Annotated in this window: 27 protein-coding genes and 1 tRNA gene; 10 read left to right on the top strand and 18 right to left on the bottom strand. The window is 66.6% G+C overall.

The features are described 5' to 3' along the window. The first annotated feature begins 69 nt into the window (after positions 1 to 69). Together JMT67_RS01520 and JMT67_RS01515 are read left to right on the top strand one after the other, a co-directional pair. The gene (locus JMT67_RS01520) at positions 70 to 885 is read left to right on the top strand and encodes a ferredoxin--NADP reductase (RefSeq protein ID WP_182713816.1); all 816 of its coding nucleotides are present in this window, start codon (positions 70 to 72) and stop codon (positions 883 to 885) included. Between the two features lie 40 nt (positions 886 to 925). Next, positions 926 to 1,258 (top strand): chorismate mutase, encoded by a 333-nt coding sequence (locus JMT67_RS01515; protein WP_152950036.1) that lies wholly within the window; start codon positions 926 to 928, stop codon positions 1,256 to 1,258. On the opposite strand, the gene JMT67_RS01510 is transcribed toward JMT67_RS01515, so the two are convergent. Further along, positions 1,255 to 1,608, bottom strand: a complete 354-nt coding sequence (locus JMT67_RS01510) for an Hpt domain-containing protein (protein WP_201462508.1) — start codon at positions 1,606 to 1,608, stop codon at positions 1,255 to 1,257. The two genes, JMT67_RS01515 and JMT67_RS01510, sit on opposite strands and share 4 nt — an antisense overlap. Next, positions 1,608 to 3,020, bottom strand: coding sequence for an amino acid permease (locus JMT67_RS01505; protein WP_201462507.1), 1,413 nt, complete (start codon positions 3,018 to 3,020; stop codon positions 1,608 to 1,610). Before JMT67_RS01505 ends, JMT67_RS01510 begins: the two co-directional genes overlap by 1 nt. A 156-nt stretch (positions 3,021 to 3,176) precedes the next feature. Between JMT67_RS01505 and JMT67_RS01500 the strand changes: the two genes are divergently transcribed. After that, positions 3,177 to 3,252, top strand: a tRNA-Lys gene (locus tag JMT67_RS01500). A 36-nt stretch (positions 3,253 to 3,288) separates the two neighbouring features. On the opposite strand, the gene JMT67_RS01495 is transcribed toward JMT67_RS01500, so the two are convergent. The 5 genes from JMT67_RS01495 to JMT67_RS01475 form a co-directional block, all read right to left on the bottom strand. Continuing rightward, positions 3,289 to 3,546: a helix-turn-helix domain-containing protein gene (locus JMT67_RS01495; protein WP_201462506.1), complete on the bottom strand. Its 258-nt coding sequence runs from the start codon at positions 3,544 to 3,546 to the stop codon at positions 3,289 to 3,291. Continuing rightward, on the bottom strand, positions 3,512 to 3,958 hold the full coding sequence (locus JMT67_RS01490; protein WP_201462505.1) for a hypothetical protein: 447 nt from the start codon (positions 3,956 to 3,958) through the stop codon (positions 3,512 to 3,514). The genes JMT67_RS01495 and JMT67_RS01490 overlap by 35 nt, the downstream gene beginning before the upstream one ends. A 48-nt stretch (positions 3,959 to 4,006) precedes the next feature. After that, a complete protein-coding gene (locus JMT67_RS01485) occupies positions 4,007 to 4,348 on the bottom strand; it encodes a hypothetical protein (protein WP_054765502.1) in 342 nt (113 codons plus the stop codon). A 63-nt stretch (positions 4,349 to 4,411) separates the two neighbouring features. Beyond that, positions 4,412 to 5,053, bottom strand: a complete 642-nt coding sequence (locus tag JMT67_RS01480; protein ID WP_201462504.1) for a helix-turn-helix domain-containing protein — start codon at positions 5,051 to 5,053, stop codon at positions 4,412 to 4,414. Positions 5,054 to 5,268: 215 nt separating this feature from the next. After that, positions 5,269 to 5,526: a hypothetical protein gene (locus JMT67_RS01475; RefSeq protein ID WP_233455752.1), complete on the bottom strand. Its 258-nt coding sequence runs from the start codon at positions 5,524 to 5,526 to the stop codon at positions 5,269 to 5,271. 287 nt (positions 5,527 to 5,813) lie between these two features. Between JMT67_RS01475 and JMT67_RS01470 the strand changes: the two genes are divergently transcribed. Continuing rightward, complete coding sequence (locus JMT67_RS01470; RefSeq protein ID WP_201462503.1) at positions 5,814 to 6,506, top strand: Crp/Fnr family transcriptional regulator; 693 nt, start codon at positions 5,814 to 5,816, stop codon at positions 6,504 to 6,506. Between the two features lie 4 nt (positions 6,507 to 6,510). Here JMT67_RS01470 and JMT67_RS01465 read toward each other — a convergent pair whose 3' ends face one another. Together JMT67_RS01465 and JMT67_RS01460 are read right to left on the bottom strand one after the other, a co-directional pair. Continuing rightward, a complete protein-coding gene (locus JMT67_RS01465) occupies positions 6,511 to 7,686 on the bottom strand; it encodes a zinc-dependent alcohol dehydrogenase (protein ID WP_183215816.1) in 1,176 nt (391 codons plus the stop codon). A 28-nt stretch (positions 7,687 to 7,714) separates the two neighbouring features. Beyond that, positions 7,715 to 8,284, bottom strand: a complete 570-nt coding sequence (locus JMT67_RS01460) for an SRPBCC family protein (RefSeq protein ID WP_201462502.1) — start codon at positions 8,282 to 8,284, stop codon at positions 7,715 to 7,717. Between the two features lie 122 nt (positions 8,285 to 8,406). Here JMT67_RS01460 and JMT67_RS01455 point away from each other — a divergent pair, with 122 nt between their 5' ends. After that, a complete protein-coding gene (locus JMT67_RS01455) occupies positions 8,407 to 9,213 on the top strand; it encodes an SDR family NAD(P)-dependent oxidoreductase (RefSeq protein ID WP_152949979.1) in 807 nt (268 codons plus the stop codon). Positions 9,214 to 9,216: 3 nt separating this feature from the next. Here JMT67_RS01455 and JMT67_RS01450 read toward each other — a convergent pair whose 3' ends face one another. Next, a complete protein-coding gene (locus JMT67_RS01450) occupies positions 9,217 to 9,936 on the bottom strand; it encodes a Crp/Fnr family transcriptional regulator (RefSeq protein WP_201462501.1) in 720 nt (239 codons plus the stop codon). A 53-nt stretch (positions 9,937 to 9,989) separates the two neighbouring features. Between JMT67_RS01450 and JMT67_RS01445 the strand changes: the two genes are divergently transcribed. Beyond that, positions 9,990 to 10,238, top strand: a complete 249-nt coding sequence (locus JMT67_RS01445) for a DUF6894 family protein (protein ID WP_201462500.1) — start codon at positions 9,990 to 9,992, stop codon at positions 10,236 to 10,238. Here the strand turns inward: JMT67_RS01445 and JMT67_RS16380 are convergent. Beyond that, positions 10,235 to 10,363, bottom strand: coding sequence for a hypothetical protein (locus tag JMT67_RS16380; RefSeq protein WP_257720131.1), 129 nt, complete (start codon positions 10,361 to 10,363; stop codon positions 10,235 to 10,237). The genes JMT67_RS01445 and JMT67_RS16380 overlap by 4 nt on opposite strands. 203 nt (positions 10,364 to 10,566) lie before the next feature. Between JMT67_RS16380 and JMT67_RS01440 the strand changes: the two genes are divergently transcribed. The 3 genes from JMT67_RS01440 (at position 10,567) to JMT67_RS01430 (ending at position 11,936) form a co-directional block, all read left to right on the top strand. Continuing rightward, positions 10,567 to 10,809 carry a DUF378 domain-containing protein gene (locus JMT67_RS01440; protein ID WP_201462499.1) on the top strand — a complete coding sequence of 81 codons (243 nt, stop codon included), beginning with the start codon at positions 10,567 to 10,569 and terminating at the stop codon, positions 10,807 to 10,809. A 141-nt stretch (positions 10,810 to 10,950) separates the two neighbouring features. Next, entirely contained in the window at positions 10,951 to 11,169 is a 219-nt protein-coding gene (locus JMT67_RS01435; protein ID WP_054765493.1) for a hypothetical protein, read from the top strand. A gap of 140 nt (positions 11,170 to 11,309) precedes the next feature. After that, positions 11,310 to 11,936, top strand: coding sequence for a TetR/AcrR family transcriptional regulator (locus JMT67_RS01430; protein WP_201462498.1), 627 nt, complete (start codon positions 11,310 to 11,312; stop codon positions 11,934 to 11,936). Here JMT67_RS01430 and JMT67_RS01425 read toward each other — a convergent pair. From JMT67_RS01425 to JMT67_RS01415, 3 genes are read right to left on the bottom strand one after another with little or no spacing between them, the layout of a single operon-like run. Further along, a complete protein-coding gene (locus tag JMT67_RS01425) occupies positions 11,933 to 12,697 on the bottom strand; it encodes a prepilin peptidase (RefSeq protein WP_201462497.1) in 765 nt (254 codons plus the stop codon). The genes JMT67_RS01430 and JMT67_RS01425 overlap by 4 nt on opposite strands. Before the next feature lie 33 nt (positions 12,698 to 12,730). After that, complete coding sequence (feoB, locus tag JMT67_RS01420) at positions 12,731 to 14,614, bottom strand: ferrous iron transporter B (RefSeq protein WP_201462496.1); 1,884 nt, start codon at positions 14,612 to 14,614, stop codon at positions 12,731 to 12,733. Further along, a complete protein-coding gene (locus JMT67_RS01415) occupies positions 14,614 to 14,880 on the bottom strand; it encodes a FeoA family protein (protein WP_201462495.1) in 267 nt (88 codons plus the stop codon). Before JMT67_RS01415 ends, feoB begins: the two co-directional genes overlap by 1 nt. A 220-nt stretch (positions 14,881 to 15,100) precedes the next feature. Here JMT67_RS01415 and JMT67_RS01410 point away from each other — a divergent pair, with 220 nt between their 5' ends. Then, on the top strand, positions 15,101 to 15,601 hold the full coding sequence (locus JMT67_RS01410; RefSeq protein WP_201462494.1) for a c-type cytochrome: 501 nt from the start codon (positions 15,101 to 15,103) through the stop codon (positions 15,599 to 15,601). Between the two features lie 4 nt (positions 15,602 to 15,605). Here JMT67_RS01410 and JMT67_RS01405 read toward each other — a convergent pair whose 3' ends face one another. The 4 genes from JMT67_RS01405 to JMT67_RS01390 form a co-directional block, all read right to left on the bottom strand. Then, positions 15,606 to 18,812 (bottom strand): efflux RND transporter permease subunit, encoded by a 3,207-nt coding sequence (locus JMT67_RS01405; protein WP_201463937.1) that lies wholly within the window; start codon positions 18,810 to 18,812, stop codon positions 15,606 to 15,608. Beyond that, entirely contained in the window at positions 18,812 to 19,912 is a 1,101-nt protein-coding gene (locus tag JMT67_RS01400) for an efflux RND transporter periplasmic adaptor subunit (protein WP_054766912.1), read from the bottom strand. Before JMT67_RS01400 ends, JMT67_RS01405 begins: the two co-directional genes overlap by 1 nt. Positions 19,913 to 20,021: 109 nt before the next feature. Continuing rightward, entirely contained in the window at positions 20,022 to 20,744 is a 723-nt protein-coding gene (locus tag JMT67_RS01395; RefSeq protein ID WP_231681251.1) for a hypothetical protein, read from the bottom strand. Between the two features lie 38 nt (positions 20,745 to 20,782). After that, positions 20,783 to 21,547: a class II aldolase/adducin family protein gene (locus JMT67_RS01390; RefSeq protein ID WP_201462493.1), complete on the bottom strand. Its 765-nt coding sequence runs from the start codon at positions 21,545 to 21,547 to the stop codon at positions 20,783 to 20,785. Positions 21,548 to 21,671: the final 124 nt, after the last annotated feature.

Here is a 21,671-nt window from a genome sequence, read left to right as displayed (position 1 = left end):
GAAAAGTGGTCGCCGCCCGGAGCGCTTTTTCTTCCCTGCGACCGGTTCTCAGACTAGAGAGGCCGCACCATGACCGACGCCGCCCTCTCCCCCGCCCCTGTGAAAGCCAGTCCGTTCAACGAACTTGAGGTCCTGTGGGTTCGCCACTGGACCGACAGTCTGTTCAGCTTCGGCGTGAAACGGCCCGAGGACTTCCGATTCCGCTCGGGCGAGTTCGTGATGATCGGCCTGCCTGGCGAAGACGGCGGAAAGCCGATCCTGCGCGCCTATTCCATCGCCAGCCCCTGCTGGGCCGAGGAGCTGGAGTTCTTCTCGATCAAGGTCGCCGACGGCCCCCTGACCTCGCGCCTGCAGAAGATCGTGGCCGGGGACACCGTGCTGATGGGCAAGAAGCCGACCGGCACCCTGGTGCTGGACGCCCTGACCGGCGGCGAGCGGCTGTTCCTGATCGGCACCGGCACGGGTCTGGCGCCCTGGCTGAGCGTGGCGCGCGATCCGGAGACCTATTCCCGCTTCGGCCATGTCTATGTGATCCATACGGTGCGCAACGTCGCCGACTTGGCTTACCGCGACTTCTTCACCCGCGAGGTCCACGACGACCCGCTGATCGGCGAGGAGGCCAGGGCGCAGCTGACCTATTATCCCACGGTCACGCGCGAGGAATTCCAGACGCCCGGCCGGATCACCGACCGGATCAAGTCGGGCGACTTCTTCCGCGACCTGGGCCTGCCCGAAGGCTTCGATCCGGCCAAGGACCGGGTCATGCTGTGCGGCTCCATGGCCATGATCAAGGAGGCCGGCGAACTGCTGGAGACCTACGGCCTGAAGGAAGGCTCGAACGCGGAACCGGCCGACTATGTGCTGGAGCGGGCCTTCGTCGGCTGACGACTTGGCTTGGGCGGTCGGACCGGCTAACCCGACCGCCATGCACCACCCTGCCCTTGTCGCCGTCGATCCTCGCGTCGATCCCGCCGAATGCCAGTCCATGGCCGAGGTCCGCCAGGGCGTCGACGCCCTGGACCGCGCCCTGGTCGCCCTGCTGGCCGAACGCCAGCGCTACATGGAGGCGGCCGCCCGCATCAAGCCCGACCGCGACGCCGTCTTCGACCAGGCCCGGATCGACGACGTGGTGGCCAAGGTGCTGACGGCCGCGCAAGCGCACCACCTGTCGCCCGAGATCGCCGAACCGGTCTGGCGGCTGCTGATCGACCGGTGCATCGCGCACGAGTTCGCGGTCTACGACCGGACTCGAAGCTAGGCCTTAAGCCCCCGCAGCATCAGCTCGTGGCGATAGGCCGCGACGTCGGCCAGCGCGGCGTCCAGGGCGTCGCGCACCCGCTCCAGCGCCGGCGCCGCCAGGGCCTGTTCGACCGTTTCCGCCTGGGCGCAGATCGCCGCCAGGTCGCCGGCGCCGATCCCTGCGGCCGCGCCCCGGATGGTGTGGACTCCGTCGCGCCAACCGTCGGCCCTGGGGTTCAGAAGCACAGACCAGAGGGCGGCCTGTTCGACGAACAGGCCCAGCACCTCTTCCGAAATCGCCGGGTCGCCGCCGGTCATGCCCTCCAGCACGCTGAAGTCGACGGCGCCGGTCAGGTCGCGACGGGCCATCAGGCGGCCTCTTCCTCGCCCTTGGCCAGACGGGAGTTCCTGGACGACCAGGCCAGATAGATGAGCACGCCGATCAGGTTCCAGACGACGAAGCCGATCTGGGTCACCGGCTTCAGGCTGAGGAAGAAGACGACGCAGCCGATCACGGTGACGGCGCCCACCAGGGGCCACAGGGGCGCCTTGAACACGCGGCGTCGGCCCGGCTCGCGAATCCGCAGCACGATCAGGCAGACGCCCACGGCGCAGAAGGCGGCCAGAGTGCCGGCGTTGGCCAGGGAAGCCAATTCGTCCAGCGGCAACAGCCCAGCCAGGATCGCCACCACCACAGCCGTAAAGACCGTCACCACCGCCGGAACGCCGCGCGCCGAGACCTTGGCCAGCCGACGCGGCAACAGGCCGTCGCGCGCCATGCCCAGGAAGATGCGGCTCTGGCCGAACAGGAAGGCCAGCAGCACGGTCGGAAGGGCGATCACCGCCGCCGCCGCGATCCACTGGGCCGCCGTCCCCTGCCCCATCTGGCGCAGGATCAGGGCTAGGGGCTCGGGGCTGTCGGCGAAGTCGGAGACCGGCCGGGCGCCGATGGCGGCGGCGGCGACCACCAGATACAGGGCCGTGCAGACCAGCATGGAGCCGATGATGCCGATGGCCAGGTCCCGCTCAGGCTTCTTGGTCTCCTCCGCCGCCGTGGAGATGGCGTCGAAGCCGTAGAAGGCGAAGAAGATGATGGCCGCCGCCGCCATGACCCCCGTCTGGACGAAGGGGGCGCCGAAACCGTTGGGCATGAAGGGGGTGAAGTTCTCGGGCTTGAAGGCCGGCAGGGCGATGGCGACGAAGACGACCAAGGCGGCGATCTTGATGACCACCAGGACGGCGTTCAGGGTTGCGCTCTCCTTGGTGCCCAGCAGCAGCAGGCCGGTCACCACCCCGATGATGGCGACGGCCGGCAGGTTGATGATTCCCCCGGCGTGCGGCCCCGCCGTCAGGACCGTCGGCAGATCGACGCCCAGGCCGCTCAGGAAGCCGACCGCATAGCCCGACCAGCCCACCGCCACGGCCGAGACCACCAGCGAATATTCCAAGATCAGGCTCCAGCCGACGACCCAGGCGATCATCTCCCCCAGGACGGCGTAGGAATAGGTGTAGGCGCTGCCCGCCGTCGGCATGATGGTCGACAGCTCGGCATAGGCCAGGGCGGCGCAGACGCAGACCAGGCCCGCCAGGCCAAAGCTGATCAATACCGCCGGCCCCGCCAGACCCGCCCCGACCCCGATCAGGGTCAGAATGCCGGTGCCGACGATGGCGCCCACGCCCAGGGCCAGCAGATGCGGCCAGCTGAGCGTCGGTTTCAGCCGCGGCCCGTCGTGCGGCGCCGTCATGACATCGATCGAACGACGCCGGTTCCAAAAGGCCATGATGCTCACTCCCCCACCGTCTTTGCGGCTGATTCGGCCGAGACCATGCCCGTCAAAGAAAGTTTGCGAAAGCGCTTGCCAAGCCCGGAACGGGTGGGTAGTAGGAGCGCCCTTCGGCGAGGCGCTCGTCTTCGCCGAAGTCGCGACGATCGGTGTGGGTGATTAGCTCAGTCGGTAGAGCAGCTGACTCTTAATCAGCGGGTCCACAGTTCGAACCTGTGATCACCCACCATCGTCGCCTTCCTCCATCAAGACTTGTCCGACGCCTTCAGGCGCGACCGCTGACCGTGAGGTCGCGGGGCGGCAGGACGTCGTCCAGGTCGGCGTGGAGGGCGCGGCAAAGACGCCAGAGGGTGGCGCTGTAGACCTTCCCCCTGCCCGCCTCGATGGCCGACAGCTCCGCAATCGAAATCGCACTGGTCCTCGCCAGCTCGGAGAGATTCAACCCCATCTCCCTGCGCAGTTCCGACAGGCGGTCGCCTACATAGCGGTCAGTCGCATCGATCGGTTCGGCCGTCATGCTCATGGGCGGCCTCCGATCGCAGAAGCCCGGCGAACAGGGCGCAAAGCAGACCCGCGAACAGCACATAGGAGGTGCTGATATAGGCCCGGCCGAGAATCTCCGGATTGAGCGCAAAGCTGAGATGCGTCACCGCCTGGGCGAGTTGGAACGCCGCCGCCCAGACCAGCCAGCGCGCGGGCCTGCGCCAAGCCATCGCCGCCAACAGCCCCAGATAGGCCGCGTCCACCCCCATGATCAGCCACTGGGCGGCGTCGGGGTTGGCGCGATCCTGCACCAAGGCGCTGAGCACCGACCCCGCCACCATGCCCAAGGCCGCCAGCCGCGCCGACCCGTCGCCCTTCCAGAGGGCGACGAGAAGGCAGACCGCCATGGCGACGGTCAGACCGATTTGCAGCGGCGTGTGTAGCGATTGCATAGGTCTTCGTGGCGCGCGCCGTCCGACCTTGCAAGTCCGGCGTCACCATCAGGCGGCGGCCCGAAGACGAGCGGTCCTGGGCTGGTCGGTTTCAGGCTTGCCTGTCAGCGGCCCCATCAGTCGCGTCTCGCGCCCAATGAGCGCCGGCGCGGCCTGTTCCAGCGCCGCATGCGCCGCCACCAGACGGGCGCGCGCTTCGCCGAAAGCCCGAATGGCCTCGGTGGTCTCCGAAACGGCCTGAGCGGCCAAGACGGCCGAAAGGCGATGATCCAGCCGCGTCTCCGCCATCAGGCTGACGAGGGCGCTCGCCGCCATCAGACCTTGGTCGGCCTGGTCCTCCGCCCGAAACAGGGCGTTCGCGATCGTTTGCGCGATTTCAAGTCTTTGCATTGTCCGCTCCCCGACGCCGAGCTGTCGGCGTCGCCTCAACTGTTGATCAGCGGAAAGAGAGACCTAGCGGCCGGACAGCAGACGATCGAGCGCTTGCACAGCGAGCTGAAGCTGCACGCTGCCTCCGAGAATGGCGGCGAGAACGGCGAGTGCGACGGCGGCGAAGATCGGGATCATCGCCAGTTTACGAACTCGCTCGGCAACGCCGGCCGTCTTGGCGGCCGATCGTTCTCGCTGGGGAGAACGAGCGCGATGCAGAGTATCTCGCGCATCAAATCGAGCGGCGAGAGATAGGGCTGAAGGGTCCGTGTCAGATCCAGCAACCGCAGAGCCGTCTCGCGTTCCTCGTTCGTCGCCGCCAAATCCTCGAAGATCGCCTCCAGCTCCTCCCATGTGACGGGCGGCAGATGACATCCCGAGTGCGGCATCCAAGCCTCCTTTCCGACCGTCATCAGAGACGGCGTCGGGAGCGGTGGGCAGGGGGAATGACGCCCCTACGGAATCGTCCCGTAGAGGTTCGAAATAGAGGCGCGCCGCTTGCCGGCGGCTGCTGACGCCCAGTTTGCGACAGGCGTTCTCGATATGCTTGTCTATGGTCTTGGCGGAGCGGCCCAATTCGAGCGCGATCTCCTTCGACTGAAGACCGTCGCGCACACGGCGCAGACAGGCCGCCTCCATAGGCGTCAGGCGCTGGGCGACGTTCACCGATGTCGTCGTCTCGGACACCTTAGCCGACAACCGCCTGAACCATCGTCACTAAATCGTCTCGCCCCAACTGCGGAGAGGCGTCGTCGATGTTCATCGTTTGGTCGGCCATGGTTCACTCGTCTGCCGCCCGACAATGCCGTCAACCCTCCTTCAGCGCAACGCCTCAGCTTACCCAGGTCAGTCTTCAGCGCGACCCGGCGCCGGCTGCGGCGTCAGCTGGTGGGAGGCGGCCCCTTTGCCGCCGCGCCCGGCGTGATCTCGGCGAACGACTCCGCCTGGGAGACCGGCGGCAGGGCGTCGGCCTTCTGCAATCCGTCATCGACGACCTGGCGAATGGCGATGATCCGCTCGCCCGCCTTCATCAGAGGCGCGGCCGCGTCGGCCGCCTGGACATCGGTCTCGGACGGAACGCGCACGGTTCGCGTCACCCCGCCTTGCTCCAGGTCTATCTGGTAAAACTTCATCGTCATCGTGCGGCTCCTTGTTCCTAAGGAAAGGCCAGCCGCTGCGGCGGGTTCCGCGGCCGGATCACGGGGACGTCCATGCCCCGCTCGGTTCAGACACGGCGGCCGGATGATCCAATGAAAGAAACGCGCCCCCCTCGACCCCCGTATCCGAGGCTGGGCGGCGTTCGCCCTACCTCCTTGCCGGGCGGTCCGGTCCGAACGGGAAAAAGAAACGCACAAGGCGCGGTGATCGCCGCCCTCGCTTAACCCATGTGAATGCCTTGGCCTTACGCGCCGTGCAGGGTGGGTGCATGTATGACGCCGCTTCAGCCCTCGCGGTCTCCTCGGGCGATCCGATTTCGGAAGACCATCGTCCGCAAGGCGTGCGGGATCACCCGGTGCTGCGGCTGATGCCGGACGAGGTCCAGGATCTGGTCCGACAGAAGGGTCAGATGCGGAGCGGCCGCGCCGGGGAAAGCCTGGAAGGGCGTGCGGCGGTGGGCTTTGTGCTGGACGGCGCCTTGGCGGCCTTCGACCGCAAGAACATGGCCTGCGTCGGCCTTCATGGCCGAGGCGCGATGTTCGGTTGGGAAGCCTCGCTGGCCTCCGCCTTTTATCCCGTGCGTTTTCTGCCTCTGATCGACACCCACTGGATCGAGGCGCCGGCCGCCGAACTGTCGGATCTGATGGGGCAGGCCTGGGTCGAACACGTTTTCGCCCGCCATGCCTTGGACCGTCTGTCGCGGGTGCAGGCCGAGGCGGCCTGCAACGCCGTCCACCAGGTGCCCCACCGCACGGCCAATTGGATTCGCCGTCTGTACGAGACTTCGGGCCCTGAACTGCGCACCACCCAGTCCATCCTGGCCCAGGCCATGGGCGTCCAACGCACCAGCGTCAATGCGGCCGTGAAGGCCCTGGAGAGGGACGGCGCGCTGAAGCTGTCGCGGGGTCGGATGATCGTCACCGACCCCGCGCGCCTTCATCGCTTCGCCTGCGGCTGCTGAAGCCTCAGTGCGGCTTCAGGACCACCTTGGTCCATTCGTTCTGGTTTTCCTTGAAGTTCTTGTAGCCTTCAGGGGCCTGTTCCAGCGGCAGGCGATGGCTGATCAGGTCGGTGGTGTCGATCTTGCCGTCCAGCACCAGTTGCAGCAGTTGCGGCAGATAGCGCTGAACATGGGTCTGGCCGGTCTTCAGCGTCAGCCCCTTCTCCATGAAGGCTCCAACAGGCCATTTGTCCGCCACCCCGCCGTAAACGCCTGGAACCGACACCGTTCCGCCCTTGCGCACCGCCATGATGGTTTCGCGCAGTACGTGGGGTCGGTCTGTCCCCAGTCGGGTCTCCTGCTTGATCGCATCGACGATATTGTCTGGCGAGAAGCCGTGGCTCTCCATGCCGACGGCGTCGATGCAGCTGTCGGGGCCCAGGCCGGCCGTCATCTCCAACAGAGCCTCACGCACCTTGACTTCGTGATAGTTCAGCACCTCTGCGCCATTGGCCTTGGCGAGGGCCAATCGGTTCGGGTGACGGTCGATGGCGATCACCCGGCCGGCGCCCTGAAGGATCGCGCTCTTGATGGCGAACAGACCGACCGGTCCACAGCCCCAGACCGCGACGGTGTCGCCGGGCTGGATCTGGGCGTTCTCCGCCGCCATCCAACCGGTCGGATAGATGTCGGACAGAAACAGGACCCTCTCGTCGTCGATCCCGTCGGGAATCTTGATCGGGCCGTAGTCGGAATAGGGCACGCGCGCATATTCGGCCTGTCCCCCGGCGAAGCCGCCGGTCAGGTGCGAATAGCCGAACAGGCCCGCGACGGAATGGCCGTAGGCGATCTCGGTCGCGTCGGCCTTGTCGGCGGGATTGGAATTGTCGCAGGCGGCCGGCATCGACCGTTCGCAGAAGAAGCACTGGCCGCAGGCGATGACGAAGGGAACAACGACGCGATCGCCCTTCTTCAGGCTGGTGTTGCCTCGGCCGACCTCCACCACCTCCCCCATGAACTCATGTCCCAGGATGTCTCCGTTGGACATGCCGGGGATCATGCTGTCGTAGAGGTGCAGGTCCGAGCCGCAGATGGCGGTCGCCGTGATCTTGATGATGGCGTCCCTGGGATTGACGATCTGGGGGTCAGGGACCGTATCCACCTGGACATTGTGTTTGCCGTGCCATGTGAGGGCGCGCATTTGGGCTCCTTGGTTCGAGGGAAATGGATCAGAGGTGGCGCGAGGCGCGGGGCGCCGCCTCGGGCGCCTTGGAGGTCGAAACCTCCCCCGTCTCCATCAGCTGTTTGAAGCGGCGAAGCTCGCGCCGGGCCTGAACCCGCGGCTCGCGCTGCATCACCTTGGCGACCACCTTGCCCACCACCCCCGCAGGCGGATCATAGCTGATGAAGACCCGGACCTCCGTGCCGCGGCCGAAGGGGTTGTCCTTAAAGTCGACCCAGCCCTCGTGATCGACGTCCGAGCCCTCGGAAGAGGTCCAGGTGATCCGCTCGCCCGGGCGATCCTCGGTGATTTCGCAGACCAGGTCGAAGTCGGCGCCGGCGGGGCCGGCTATGGTCCATTGCGAGCGACGCCCGTCCAGAATTTCGACGGCCTTCACATTCTCCATGAAGCTGGGCAGGTTTCGAAACTCCCGCCAGTAGTCATAGAGTTCCTGCCTCGGCCGGTTGATCAGGGCCGCACGCAGACTTGAAGAGTCATGGTCGCCCTCTTGCCGATCCTCTTCAAGGAAGGCGGTCGATCCGACGTCGGCGTCGGTTGAAACGTCACTATAAGACATGGACTTAGCTCCGATCGGCTGAACGTGGTGAACCGAGCGGCGCCGGCTTTGTTCCGTCGAGTCTTGGACGGAACACTGGGCCCAGGCGTGAGTTGGTCAGGCTGAAAAGCCGGAGTTCATCAATGACCGACGCCCTGGATCAAACCGCTGCAGAAACCGTTCGGCCGCTGGCCGTGGTCACTGGGGCCTCATCGGGGATCGGCTACGCCTTGGCCAAGCTGTTCGCCCAGGACGGCTACGACCTCGTCATCGCCGCCGACACCCCATTGGCTGAGGCGATGCAGGCGCTTGAGGGATTGGGCGCCCATGTCGAGGCCCTTCAGGTCGACCTGGCCTCTGAAGAGGGGGTGCAGTCCTTGAGAGCGCTGATCGGCGAGCGTCCGATCGACGCCCTGGCCGCCAACGCCGGTCACGGGCTGGGCCGAGCCTTTCTGGACCAGCCGTTCGATGAGATCCTTCATGTGATCAACACCAACATCACCGGGACGGTGCGTCTGGTCCATCTGATCGGCAGAACCATGCGGGCGCGCGGCCAAGGCCGCATCCTGTTCACCGGCTCGATCGCCGGCCTGATGCCGGGCAGTTTCCAGGCCGTTTACAATGGTTCGAAGGCCTTCGTGGACAGCTTCTCCCTGGCCCTTCGCAATGAGCTGAAGGACTCAGGGGTGTCGGTCACCGTCCTGATGCCCGGCCCGACCGATACCCGATTCTTCGAGCGCGCCGACATGATGGACACCAAGGTCGCCCAGGGCGACAAGGCCAACCCGGAGGATGTCGCAAAGGCGGGCTATGCGGCGATGAAGCGGGGCGACGGCGACGTGGTGGCGGGTCTCGGCAACAAGGTCCAGGCGGCGATGGCGGCGATCACCCCCCAGACCGTCCTGGCCGAAAGGCACCGCAAGATGGCGGAGCCGGGCTCGGGCGCCTGAAGCTCAAACCGCCTCCTTCCAGAGACGCAGATACTGGGGGTCGAACTCTGCGACGCGGCTCAGACCATCCCAATCCTTGATAACGGCGCGGCCGTCGCGCACGTCGAGGAGATCGGCCGCCCTCAGCGCCATCAGGGTTCGGTTCACATGAACGGACGACAGGCCCAGAACATCGGCCAGATCATTCTGGTTAAGGGGAAAGTCAAAGCTCCCTTCGGCCGTTCGCCCCACCGGCTCCAGCCGGGTGAATATCTCGCAGAACAAGTGGGCCATACGCGCCTGGGCGTCCTGGCGTCCCATGCCGACCAGCCAGACCCGGTGGATGGCCGCATCCACCACCGTTTCCAGCCAGAACATTCGCGCCAGATGGGGATCGCGCGAGGCCAGTCGGCGAAGAGCGGAATGGGGGATGTTCGCTAATTCGCAGTCGGAAATGGCCATGACGCCGTTTTCCATCCGCTTCATAACCAGGCTGTGCAGGTCCAGAAAGTCGCCGGGCAGCCCGATCTGGGTGAACTGCCGCCCGCCGTCTCCAACAAAGGCGACCCGTCCGGCGTAACCGGACAGCAGCAGCAGGCTCGAGGTTTGACGCCGCTCCTCGCGCACGATCGTTTCCCCAGCGCTCGCCTGGAGACGCTCGACGGGCAGTCGAAGAATGGCCCGCCTCTGAGCCGGCGACAGATCGTCACGACGTTCGAACTTCTGGACGAGAACGTCCAGCATTGAACAAATTGAGCTAAGCGACATCCAAGCCCCGCCTCTCACGTATAGGCTCCATGAGGAAATACCGCCTGAAAATCGGCGTCGCCGGCATGGAGGAGCGTCTTCAGCTTATGGCTGGGGATGACAACGCGGCCCGATGCGAAGCGTTGCTGGCTGTGGGAGACCTGATCCGCGACCATGCGCTGAAAGGCGTGCACCAGACGGCGTTCACGCTCGTCCTGTTCCAAGACGGGGGATCGCCGATCTATGAAGTCCGGGTGGCGGCCGGCCCGCCGGACGATCCTCCGCCGCCGCTCGATTAGCGCAGGATCGCCAGGGCGGACAGGGTCGCCAGAACGGCCGCTCCGCCGAGAACGCCCACGAGGCGGAGCCGGCGAAACAGGCTCTCTATGTTCTGAACGAGGGGTGTGGGGTCGAAGGGCGGCAAGCGCGAGAATCCCGGACTGCCAATGTCGGCGTCCCCGCCTCAATGGGCGCCGCGCGGCCGCGTTGCCCCGTGTCGGCAAATGGACAATGACGACCGCAAGGGTTGCGGTCTGTCCGGTTTCCGCCAGAGACGACGCGGACAAGGCGAGGATGGAACGGCCTGACCGGTCGAAGCTTCTTTCCTTACAATCACGGAGAAAGCTCATGAAAATCCTCAACCTCGTCACCCTCCTCCTCGTCATCGTCGGCGGCCTCAACTGGGGTCTGGTCGGCGCCTTCGACTTCGATCTGGTCGCCGCCCTCTTCGGCGACGGCTCGGCCCTGTCCCGCATCGTCTATGTGCTGGTCGGCCTGTCCGCCCTTTGGCAGATCATGCCCTTCCTGGCCGCCTTGAAGACCGATGAGGCCCGAGCGGAAGCCGGCGTGCGCGCGCCCATCCGCAGCTGATCCACGCTTCAAGGATCTCTGTCCTGGATCATCGAAGGGCCGTCCGTCGGACGGCCCTTCTTCCGTATCGAACCAACCCATGTTGTTTACGACACATCAGGGTTGTGCGAAGGCATCCTGGATAGAGGAGCCGCGCGTTCGATGGGTTTGTCGCTCACAGAGTTGAAGCAGGGCGCGGGGTACCGGGTCGAACCGACTGAAGAGGGCTTCGCCATCTTGAAGTCCGAACGGGATGACGCCGCCGCCTTCGATCAACTGGTGCGGGAGGTGCTGTCCAGCGCCGGGCGGGAATTTGTGGCCCTGCCCCGCCAGGACGCCGGCGCCGGATACGACGGCGTCTTCATCCTGCCGTTTGACTGAGGTCGAAACCTTCCCGGCATTGGCCTTTTGCGAGTCGGTCGGCTAGGCTGCGCCGTATCGATTATGCGGGCCGTGTCGTCACGGTCGGCGCCGCCCTTCGGGCCGCCGCCGCATAGCACCTCTTTTCGACCATTGGGGATATGGGCGACACGACCAACAAGCTGGGGCACAAGATCGGCGCGCGGGGCGGCCGGACCCGCCAGGCCCTGTTGGACGCCACGCGGACGCTGCTCAACGCGCGTCACTACGGCGAGATTCGCGTGGCGGACGTGGCTTCGGTCGCCGGCGTCTCGCCTTCGAATTTCTACACCTATTTCAAGTCGGTCGAGGAACCGGTTCTGGCGCTGTGTGAAGCGGCGGCGGCCGATTTCCAGGGTTTGGCCGCGCATTTCCAGACGGACTGGCCCGGCGACAGGGCCTTCGCCATCGGCCGCGCCTTCATTCTGGACGTGATGGCGGTCTGGCGCGATCACGGACAGGTTTTGAGGGTCGAGCACATGCTGGCCGACAACGGCGAGGCGGCCTTTGTCGAAAGCCGCGTGCGCCGCCTGCGCCGCCTGCATCTGGCGATCGAACGGCGGGTGGCCCAGGCCCATGCAGCGGGCCTCCATCCCAAGGACTACAATCCCCGACTGGCCTCCTACCAGATCGCCTCCATCGCCGAATCCACCGCCGCCAGCTTCGACCTGCTGCGCCGCGCCGACACGCCCGAGGCCATTCTGGACACGGCGGCGATCATCATCGTCAAACTGACCACCGGGCGCTAAAGCCCAAGCGGCCCATAGAGCCAGGTCAGCCAGATGCCGACGGCCAGAAAGACGCCGAACGGCAGCTTGTCCGTCGCGCTGACCGAGCGGCGCACCACCAGCAGGCCGAACACCAGGCTGAGGCCCGCCGCCGAGGCCCAGAGAAGAACGCTGGGCAGGCCGATCCATCCGACCCAGGCCCCGGCGCCCGCAAAGAGGAAGGGATCGCCGCCCCCCAGCCCATCTCGGCCCCGGCCCCGCTTGTACAGCCAGGCGACCAGCCACAGCCCGCCGAACCCGACGATCGCGCCGATCAGATGGGCGATCGCCTGGTTCCACCCCGACAGCGCCGCCGCGATCAGTCCCGTCGCCGCCAGCGGTCCGGTCAGGACGTCGGGAAGCCAGAAATTCTCGCCGTCGACGATCGCGATCAGCAGCAGCTGCCATCCCAGGATCGCGGTCGCCGCCGTCATCAGGATCGATCCGCCGTTGAGGCCGGCCCAGAGACCCGTCCAGACGCCGATTGCGGCCGCCGCCAGCTCGATCAAAGGATACCGTGGAGAAATGGGCGCGGCGCACCGGGCGCAGCGGGCGCGCAACACGACCCAACTGAACAGGGGGACGAGTTCCCACGGCCTCAGAATCTGGTCGCACCCCATGCACCGCGACCGGGCGAGTACGATGTCCTCGTCACGCGGCAGGCGGACACTCACGGCCGCCAGGAAACTGCCGATGATCAGACCTAGAAGGCCCAGGACGACGGCGGCGAGGACAGGGCTCATCTCTGGGTCCGGACGGTGAAGAACCACCCCCGCTTAGCCGCCTCCGAGGGCCACCGCCACATGATAGGTCACGAAGGAGGCCAGATAGGCCAGTCCGAACATGTAGCCGATCATGATCCAGGTCCATTTGGTCGAGTTGGTTTCGCGCTTGACCACACCCAGGGTGGCGACGCACTGGGGCGCGAAGATGTACCAGGCCAGGAAGGACAGGGCCGTCGCCAGGGACCACTGGGCCGACAGAGTCGAGGCCAGAAGGCCGGTCGCATTCTCCGCATCGGCGATGGCGTAGGTGGTGCCGAGGGCCGCGACCGCCACTTCACGCGCCGCCATGCCGGGGATCAGGGCGATGACCATCTGCCAGTTGAAGCCGATGGGGGCGAAGATCGGCTCCAGCGCCCGGCCGATCATGCCGGCGAACGAATAGTCGATATCCGGCAGGGTCGCGTTCGCGGGCGGATAGGGGAAGGTCGCCAGAACCCACAGCAGAATGACCAGCGGCAAGATGATCCGGCCGGCGCGATTGATGAAGATCTTTGCGCGTAGCCAAAGGTTGAAGGCGACGCTCTTGGGGTCCGGCAACCGATAGGTGGGCAGCTCCATCATGAAGGGCTCGACCGCGCCGCGCCAGAACACCTTGCGGATCAGAAGCGACACGATCAGGGCGCTGACGATCCCTGCGGCGTAGAGGCCGAACATCACCAGTCCCTGCAGATTGACGACGCCCCAGACGGTCCGGCTGGGAATGAAGGCCGCGATGATCAGCGTATAGACGGGAATCCGGGCCGAGCAGGTCATCAGGGGCGCGACCAGTATGGTGGTCAGCCGGTCGCGGCGCGAGTCGATCACCCGCGCGGCCATGATGCCGGGTATGGCGCAGGCGAAACTGCTCAAGAGGGGGATGAAGGCTCGCCCGTGCAGGCCGGCGCCGCCCATGATCTTGTCCATCAGAAAGGCGGCGCGGGCCATATAGCCGAAGTCTTCCAAGGCGATGATGAACAGGAACAGGATCAGGATCTGCGGCAGGAAGACCAGCACGCTGCCGACGCCGGATATGATCCCATCGACGATCAGGCTCTGGATCAGTCCGCCCGCGCCCTGATCGGGGATGAGGGCCGCGACCAAGCCGCCGATCCAGCCGATGCCGCCCTCGATGCCGTCCATCAGGGGGGCGGCCCAGCTGAAGACGGCCTGGAACATCACAAAGAGCAGGACGAACAGGATCGCCATCCCCGCGACCGGATGCAGCAGAACCGAGTCGATCTTTCCGGTCAGGGTGTCGGGCCGCTCCGGCGGGCGCACGCACGCCTTCATGATCCGCTCGGCTTCCCGGGCCGCATGGCGCAGGGCGGCGGAATCCGGGCTGCTCCACCGGTTTTCGCCCTCGACCGCCGCCGCCTCGACCTTCGCCTCGACAGCCGCGATCAGGTCTTCGATCCCACGCTTGCGGGTGGCCACTGTGGTGATGATCGGCACGCCCAGTTCGGCGGACAGGGCCTCAAGATCAATCCTCAAGCCCTGGCGCTGGGCGATGTCGTACATGTTCAACGCCAGGACCATGGGCCGGCCGACGGCCTTCAGCTCCAGGATCAGGCGCAGAACCAGGCGCAGATTGGTGGCGTCGGCGACGCAGACCACCACATCCGGCGGCGTCTCGCCGGCCAAGCGCCCGAGGACGGCGTCGCGGGTCACTTCCTCATCGGGGCTGCGGGCCCGCAGCGAATAGGTCCCCGGCAGGTCCAGAACCGACATCGTCCGGCCGGAGGCGGCGCGGATCAGCCCCTCCTTCCGCTCAACCGTGACCCCGGCGTAGTTGGCGACCTTCTGGTGCGCGCCGGTGAGGGCGTTGAACAAGGCGGTCTTGCCGCTGTTCGGATTGCCGACCAGGGCGACACGGGCGGTCTTCAGGGCCATGTCCATCAGGCGGCGACCCGACGGATGATCAGGCTGGCCGCCTCATGCCGGCGCAGGGCCACGCGCATGTCGTCCACCTTCAGCGCGATGGGGTCGCGCCCGAACAGGCCTTCATGCAGCAGTTCAACCTGGGCGCCCTCGACAAAGCCCAGTTCGAGCAGGCGGCGTTCCAGCTCGACCTCATGCTCCCTGTGGTGACAATGGCCGCCCACCTGGACAATCACGCCGCGGTCGCCGCGTCGGGCCTGGCTCAGCTTTATCGTATCGGTCAAATCGAGGCTCACACGGGCGCGCGACCGCACCATGGGTCGCGCATCTTCTTTGACAGTGATTATCAGGCGCGCCCCCGGTCCGTCCAGCGGGACACCTTGGCCAATTGCCGCGCCGGACATTTGCCGTAGAGCCTGATCGACCGAAGAGGAACCGCTGCGCGGTTCCGTCCAAACCGATCATGCTCTATGCGCCCTAACTGCTGCAAAATCGGAGTCTGCGATGCGTCGCCTCACCCTCGCCGTCCCCCTTGTCCTGACGCTCGCCGCCTGCGGGCCGAATGGGGATAAGAAGGACGCGCCCCCGTCCAAGGCGCCGCCCGCCCTGACGGAGACGGAGAAGGCCGATCTGCTCGCCGCCCTTCCCGCCCCTTACAATACGGGAGACCTGGACAATGGACGTCGCGTCTTCGCGCGTTGCCGCGCCTGCCACACCATCGGCCGGGACGGGCCGGACATGGCGGGGCCGAACCTGTACGGCGTGTTCGGGCGCAAGGCGGGGGAACGGCCGCGCTACAACTATTCCAACACCCTGCGGACGGCCGATTTCGTCTGGGACGCCCAGGCGCTGGACCGCTGGCTGCAGAATCCGCGCGGCTTCCTGCCCGGCAACAAGATGACCTTCGCCGGCCTCCCCGACGCCAAGGATCGGCGCGACGTCATCGCCTTCCTGAAGGTGGAGACGGGCTACCGCCCTGCGGCCTCGACGCCGCCCGCCTCCTGAGGCGTCAGCCTTCGGCGATCGGCTTGGGTCCGCCCTCGCGCAGTTCCTGGGCCTCCCACTCCTCGATCTTGCGCGCGGTCCATTCGGGCGACTTGGTGAAGCGGGCCAGGAGGCCGTAGATCACCGGCACGACGAACAGGGTCAGGACGGTGGCGAAGATGGCGCCGGTGAAGATGACGACGCCGATCGTCTGACGGCTGCCGGCCCCCGCCCCCTGCCACAGCACCAGAGGCAGGGCGCCGAAGGCGGTGGCGATGGAGGTCATGATGATGGGGCGCAGGCGCAGGGACGAGGATTCAATGATCGCCTCCCGGATCGACCGGCCCTGATCGCGCAGCTGATTGGCGAATTCCACGATCAGAATGCCGTTCTTGGCCGCCACCCCGATCAGGATGATCAGGCCGATCTGGCTGTAGATGTTCAGACTGGACCCGGCCATCAACAGGCCGAACAGACCGCCCGCCGCCGCCAGGGGCACGGTCAGCATGATGACCGCCGGGGTGATCCAGCTTTCGAACTGGGCCGCCAGAACCAGGAAGACCAGCAGAAGCGCCAGGCCGAAGGCGGCCAGGACGGCGCCGCCCGCCTCCTGCTGATCGCGCGCGGCCCCGCCCCACTGGACCACCACCCCGCCTTGGGGCTGTTTGGCGGCTTCGGCGCGCAGGAACTGAACGGCGTCGTCAATCGTCGTGCCGGGGTTCAGATCGGCCTGGAGGGTGATGGCCCGCTGGCGATCCAGCCGGCGGCGATCGGGCGTGTCGCCCGAGGTCTGGGTGGTCACCACCGCCGCCAGCGGCACCAGCTGCCCAGAACCGGTCGGCACATAAAGCGCTTCCAGGTCAGAGACTTCACGCCGGTTCTGACGTTCCGTTTGCAGGATGACGTCATACTCCTGGCCGCCCTTGATATAGGTGGTGGCCCGGCGTGAGCCGAACATGGTCTCCAGGGTGCGGCCGATTGATTGCGAGGACACGCCCAGGGCCGCCGCCTTCTGCGGATCGACGTCCACCAGCAGGCGCGGCGAGTTGGGCTCATAGTTCAGGCGCGGCCGCGAGAAGCCCGGATTGTTCTGAGCCGCAGCCAGCAGGGGCTGAAGCCAGTTGTAGATCTGCTGATAGTCGGTGCCGGTGGCGATCAATTCGATGGAGTTGGAATTGCCCCCGCCGCGCTGGAAGGCGCCCGGCGTCGAGGCGTTGACCTGAGCGTCCGTCTGGCCGCGCAGCTTGCGGTTCAACTCCTGGGCGATCTCGGCCGCCGACCGCTCGCGCTTGGACCAGTCCGACAGGACCAGCACCCCATTGCCGGAGTTGAAACTGCCGCCGCCGAACCCCGGCGCCGAGATCAGATAGGAATCGGCCTCGCCGCTGGCCTTATAGTCGGCCAGCAGGGGCTCCAACCCCATCATGATCTTTCGCGTGTAGTCGAAGCCCGCGCCTTCCGGCCCGGCGACGCGGACCGAGACGCGGCCCCGGTCTTCATCCGGCACCAGTTCGTTGGGCAGGGCCAGAAAGATGCCGGCCGCCCCGGCCGCGACCAGGGCGATCAGGACGCCGACGCCGATTACCGCCGCGCGGCGCCCCAGCAGCATCTCCAGCGAACGGCCGTAGGAGGTCTTCAGCCGGTCCATGCCCCAGTCGACCCGGCGCGCCAGCCAGCCGCCGCCTTCGGCCGGCTTGAGGATCTTGGAGGCCAGCATCGGCGACAGGCTCAAGGCCAGGAAGGCCGAGAAGGCCACGGCGGCCGCAATCGCCGCCGCCAGTTCGACGAACAGCCGCCCGACATAGCCGGGCAGGAACAGCAGGGGGGCGAAGACGGACAGCAGCACCACCGTCGTCGCCACAACGGCGAAGAAGACCTGGCGCGCGCCGCGTTCGGCCGCGACCAGCGGCGGCTCGCCGTGGTCCAGCCGCCGCTGGATGTTCTCGACCACCACAATGGCGTCGTCCACGACCAGGCCGATCGCCAGCACCAGGGCCAGCAGGGTCAGAAGGTTCAGCGAGAAGCCCAGGGGCGCCAGGACGATGAAGGTCGCCAGCAGACAGATGGGGGCCACGATGGACGGGATCAGGGCCGCACGCAGACTGCCCAGGAAGATGAAGTTGACCAGGGCCACCAGGGCCATGGAGATGCCGATGGTGATCCAGACCTCGTCGATGGCGTGAGAGGTGAAGACCGAATTGTCCGAACCGATCTCCAGCGTCACGCCGGGCGGCAGGCTGGGTCGGATCTCGTCGATCATCTTGCGCACGCCGTCGGAAATGGCCAGGTCGTTCGACTGGGCCTGACGGGTCACGGCCAGGCCGATCTGATCCATGCTGTTGCCGCGGAAAAGGCGCCGGTCCTCTTCCGGCGCCTCTTCCACACGCGCGACGTCGCCCAGACGGGTGACATAGGTCGGCTGGCCCTGAATGATGGCCGACGAGCCGCTGCCGGTTCCCGTGGCGACCGAGGCCGAGGTGGAGGCCGAGCCGCGCGTTCCGATCGGCAACTGACGGAAATCCTCCGGCAGGGCGTAGTTGCGGGCGACACGCACGGTGTAGTTCTTGGCCGTGGACTCCAGCGACCCGGCGGGCAGTTCGACGTTCTGGCTGGTCAGGGCGGTCTCGACGTCCGTGACGGTCAGACCGCGCGCGGCCAGGGCGGTCGGGTCCAGCCAGATGCGCATCGAATAGCGCTGCTCGCCATAGATGTTGACCTGGGCCACGCCCGGCACGGTCGCCATCCGGTCCACCAGATAGCGGTCGGCGTAGTCGGTCAGCTGCAGCCGATTCATCGTGGTCGAGCGCAGGAAGACGATGATGATCGGCTGGCTGTCGGAATCGGCCTTGGCCACCTCCGGCGGATCCGCCTGATCCGGCAGGGCGCCGACCACCCGGCTGACCCGGTCGCGCACGTCATTGGCCGCATCGTCGATATTACGGTCCAGGGAGAACTCGATGTTGACGTTCGACCGGCCGTCCCGACTGGTCGAGTTGATCCGTTCGACACCCTGGATCCCGGCGATCTGCTGTTCGATCGGCTCGGTGATCCGGCTCTCGATCACCTCGGCCGAGGCCCCGGCGTAGCTGGTGTTGATCGAGACGATCGGGGGATCCACGTCCGGCAGTTCGCGAACCGGCAGGAAGAAGAAGGCCGCAAGGCCGATCACGCACAGGACGATGGCTGCGACGGCCGCGAATACGGGCCGCCGCACCGAGACATCAGAGAGCATCATTTGGCGGCGGCCTGACGACGCGCGCCGGCGACGCTGACGGCGGCGCCCGGCTGAATGCGGTTCAGACCCGAACCGATGATCCGATCGCCGACCTCCAGGCCGGACAGGATTTCGACAAAACCGTTCTCGACGGCCCCAGTCTCGACCTCGACCCTCTGGGCGGTCGAACCTTCGGCGCCGGGGGCAATCCGATAGACGAAGGCGCCCGAGCCCTCATATTGAACGGCGGCCTCGGGAACTGCGGCGGACTGCCGCTGTCCCTGTTGGACCGAGACCCTCAGCAGCATGCCTGGGCGAATGCGGCCGCCGGGATTGGGGAATTCGGCCCGGGCAGTGGCCGCGCGGGTCGTCTCATTGACGCGGGTGTCGATCAGGGCGATCCGGCCCTGGAACGGCGCGTCGCCATAGGCGTCAGCGGTCGCGGTGATCGGCGTCCCCGGCCGCAGCAGGTTCAGGTACCGTTCGGGCAGAGGAAAATCGACGCGAATGGTCGAGACATCGTCCAGGGTCGCAATCACGGCGCCCGGATTGACCAGGGTGCCGGGCGTCACCGTGGTCAGGCCCAGGGTCCCGGCGAAGGGGGCGCGGATCACCCGGTCGCCGCGTCGGGCCTGAGCCGCCTGCAGGGACGCCTGCGCCGTCTCCAGGGCGGTTTCGGCCTGTTCCAGCAAGACCTGAGGGGCGACCCCGCGGTCCGCCAGGGCCTTATAGCGGTCGTATTCGCGTTGCGCCTGGGCGACATTGGCGCGCGCCTCGATGATGGCTGCATCCTCTTCGCGGGCCTGAAGTTCGACCAGGGGCGCCCCGGCCGAGACTCTCTGGCCGTCCGTGAACAGGACCCGCGTGATCAGTTCGGTCGTGGAGGAGGTGATGTTCACCGACCTCTGGCCGCGCGCCACGCCCAGGACGCGGATCTGGTCGGAGAAGGGCTTCTGCGCGACGACCGCCTCGGACACCTGCTGGCCGCCGCGACGACCGCCGCCGCCGGGGCCGCCCGCCCCCTCGTCTTCAGCGAAGGCCAGCTTCAGCACGGCGGCGAGAACCATCAGCCCCAGCAGGATCGCTGCGGCGACGAGGAAGAAGTGGCGTTTGATCACGCAACAGACTTTCAATTCAGAGGACGTGCACGCTTAGCGTCTTCTCTCGGGCGCGCAACCTTACCTATCCGTAACGTGACTTACGGCGAATTCCGTCGCGCGGTTTTCGTCAAAACCTGCGCCAGATCGCCACAACCGGTCCATGAACCACGGCCGCCTCGCGCCCCGTGACAGTCTGGCGCCAGCCCGCCTGAAGGCTCCAGTCGCCAATATCCCTGACGAGGGAACCTTCGAGCGACAGCCAGCGCGCGCCGCCGTCCGCCGCGCCTGCGAAGGCTTGGCCCAGGATCAGCCATCGTGCGTCGAACCGCGCCCCGATGGTGGCGTCGATCCGGGTCTCATTGGGCAGATCGTCGCGGAGGCGACGCGCGACCTGAAGTTCGACGAAGGACTGGTCCATCCCCCATCGCCCGCCCATTTCGCCCAGGGACCGCGCCGCCGACACCCGCGCCTCCCAATCATGTTCGCCGACTCCCGGCGCCGCATAGCCCGCATTGCGCCCCTCCCCCGCCCAGGCGTAGCCGCCGTAGACGGAGACGGCGCCGCCGTCGTCTCGCCAAACCTGCCAAGAAGCGCCGATTTCCACCGGGCCGCGCCCCTGATAATCGACGAAGGCGTCTTCTCCGTCCTGCCAATCCGCCTTCAACCGAATCGCCAGGGCGTCGCCTACTCCATATTCGGCGAACAGGCCGAGGGCCGCATCACGGCGCTGGGCCGGCAGGGGAACCTCCTCACCCGAAGGATCGAAGCCCGTATCGCCCCGCTGGTTTTCATATTTGATGATCGCCTGCCCTTGGCCCCTCGGCGGGTTCCAGGCCCCCGCCTGCGCCAAGGCAGGCCAGGCGAGCGCCAGACCCGCCGCCGCTGCGGTCAGGCGTCGTAGCCGGGCGACTTGCGATCCAGCTGCCGCAGCGCCCCCGGCCAGGCCAGGGCGGCGACGAAGCCGATCCCCCGGCCCTGCGCCTTGGTCTCCGCCTGGGCCTGATCGGGCGCGATCAAGACCTGATCCGGCCCCGCCGACAGGGCGGCAACCTGCTGGGCGCAGGCTCTTTCCAGGAAGAAGATGCCGATCCATGCCTGAGCCGCCGTTTCCCCGACCGCAAGCGTGCCGTGATTTCTCAACAGCATCAGCGGCTTGTCCCCCAGATCGGCGACCAGACGTTCGCGCTCGTCATGGTTCAGAGCCAGCCCCTCATATCCATGATACGCAACCTGATGCTGTAGTAAACAGGCGTTCTGGCTGATCGGCAACAAACCGCCTTGCTGAGCCGCCACCCCGACCCCGTTCACCGTGTGGAGATGGATCACGAACTTTGCGTCTTCCCGCGCCGCATGGACTGCGGAATGGATGGTGAAGCCCGCCGGATTGATGAAGTCGGTGGTGTCCTGAACGATGTTGCCGTCCAGATCGACCTTCACCAGGGATGAGGCGGTGATCTCGTCGAAATAGTAGCCGTAGGGATTGATCAGGAAATGATGCTCCGGCCCCGGAACGCGCGCCGAAATGTGGGTGAAGATCATGTCGTCCCAACCGTGGAGGGCGACCAGCCGATAGAGGGCGGCCAACTCCACCCGGGTGCGCCATTCCGCCTCGGAGACGCGGGATTTCAGACTGAGGACGGCGTCGTCGGCCATGGGGGTCTCCTATCCTAGGGCGGGCCTCTGACGGGCCTTGCCCAACCGTCCCTCCGCAGCCTGCGTCCGTCAAGTCGAGCCCGAACGACACGCGCATTAACCGCCGCACTTCAGATTTCATTAA

The sequence above is a fragment of the Brevundimonas aurantiaca genome, assembly GCF_904830995.1.
Taxonomy (GTDB): domain Bacteria; phylum Pseudomonadota; class Alphaproteobacteria; order Caulobacterales; family Caulobacteraceae; genus Brevundimonas; species Brevundimonas aurantiaca.
This window is presented reverse-complemented; position numbering and strand designations above follow the sequence as displayed.